The following is a 2,040-nucleotide window of genomic DNA, read 5'->3' on the forward strand; positions in this document are numbered from 1 at the left end:
TATCTATCTATTTAAGTATTTAAAAAAGTCTATTAAGCCTTCTTGGAATGTATTTAATAAGTTAGCTATATTTCTTGGTAACGCTATTGCTAGGAAAATTGCTAAAGTTAATATTATTATAGATATGATTGTAATTAATAATTTTATATTTGAATTTAATTTTTGGACAGCTGGTCCGATTAAATCTTGTTCTGCCCTAATTGATAATTTAACTTCTTCACTTAAATCTGCAATTTTAGGACCAATAACATTTATCTTTTCTTCAACTATTTCTCTTTTTTTAAGAGTATCATCATATACCTCTTTAACTCCCTTAGTATATATTTGTATTAAATCAAGTAATTCATTAAGTTGAGTTATTCTATTACTATTTTTTATAGTACTTTTTAGTCTCATTAAATTATTAGATAAAATATTAAATTCACTTTCTACTCTATCATATGCATCTTTAGACTCTGTGTCTAAAAACTTCATTGTATAAAGTCTTGCTAATAAAAAACTTCTAATTGCATTTCCTGTAATATATGAAGCTTCATGATCTTGCTCATTTTTTGTTACATTAAAAATAGATGATAAAATAACTTCAATTTTTTTACCATTTACATTTAAAATAGTAGTTAAAATTTTATCTTTATCTTTTGTATATTTTATTACTTTAGAAAAACCCTCTTTATATGTAATTAAATTCTTCTGTATTTCTACTATTTTAGAAGCACGATTTGGTTGTATTATCTCTTTTTTTGCTATATCAATAATATTGAATATCTTTTTATAAGATTTTTCAAAGTCATCTATATTTTTTTGAGAGTCTGCATTTAAGTATTTAATGACACTAATTCTTGCATCTAAAACATTTCCTTCTATTCGTGTAGAGAGAACAGTATCTTTTGCCATTGCCCTATATGATGTAAATCCATCAGCTGATTCATTAATTGAATATATGCTATATACGGCCAAACAAACAATTAAAATCACAATTGTGATAAATGAAGCTATTAACTTCATCTTAATAGTCATATTTTTAAACATATTATTTCCTTTTAACTATTATTTATCATATCTAATAATAATATATTAGCATAAAAGTAGTGATATTATAAGTATTTCAAACACTTAAATTTAAAAGTAATTTATTTAATGATTTTTTTACACAAAATGATTATAATTTTATTCATTGTCTTTTCTATTTTTATATACAAAAATTAAAACAGAAGAGCTTAAAAGCTCTCCCATTCATCATTATTGTCTTTATTTGATTTTATCACTTCATACTTTACTTCTTTTTTCCTTTCAGGTTTTTTTACTTCTTTTTCAAGGGATGAAGTAACATTTTGTTTATTTTCAGTTGATTTAGCTTTTACACTATCTTTACCTTTAAACTCTTTTGTATTTGCATCACTTACTATTAATTTTGCAATTTGATCTGTTAAGATTGCTATATCTTGTGTTTCAGATGCTACCATTGCATTTTGTTGAGTTTGTTGATCTAATTCATTTACTGCATCATTGATTTGTTCTATTCCTGATAGTTGCTCTTTTGAAGCACTTTCTATATCTGTAATTAGGTTTGTTGATTCTAAGATATTACTATTTAATGCTTTATATCCTTTTATCATTTCACCTGCTATATTTTTCCCATCATTTGCTTTATTTGTAGCATTTTCTACTAATGATTTTATCTCACTTGCTGCTTCTGCACTTCTTGAAGCTAGATTTCGCACTTCTCCTGCAACTACTGCAAATCCTTTCCCTGCTTCTCCTGCTGTTGCTGCTTCTACTGCTGCATTTAGACTTAGAATATTTGTTTGGAAAGCTATTTGATCTATTACTGTGATTGCTTCTTTTATTGCTGTTACTTGAGCATTTATCTCTTCCATAGCCAAGGTAGTGTCATTTGCTAAGGCTTCACCTGCATTTGCTGCTTCTGTTACTCCTAATGATAGTGAAGACATTTTTGCTATATTTTCTGTGTTACTTCTAATATTACTTGTGATTTCTTCTAAGGCTGCGGCTGTTTCTTCTAATGAGCTTGCTGCTTCA

At 26.6% G+C, this 2,040-nt stretch carries 2 protein-coding genes; both read right to left on the minus strand.

From position 1 onward, the window contains the following. Nucleotides 1-3 precede the first annotated feature (3 nt). Nucleotides 4-1,029: an MCP four helix bundle domain-containing protein gene (locus tag CRU95_RS16065; RefSeq protein WP_129102119.1), complete on the minus strand. Its 1,026-nt coding sequence runs from the start codon at nt 1,027-1,029 to the stop codon at nt 4-6. 188 nt (nt 1,030-1,217) lie between these two features. Continuing rightward, a partial coding sequence (locus tag CRU95_RS16070) for a methyl-accepting chemotaxis protein (protein ID WP_258238747.1) occupies nt 1,218-2,040 on the minus strand: 823 nt, incomplete at its 5' end.

The organism is Arcobacter sp. F2176 (assembly GCF_004116465.1).
Classification (GTDB): Bacteria; Campylobacterota; Campylobacteria; order Campylobacterales; family Arcobacteraceae; genus Arcobacter; species Arcobacter siniprincipis.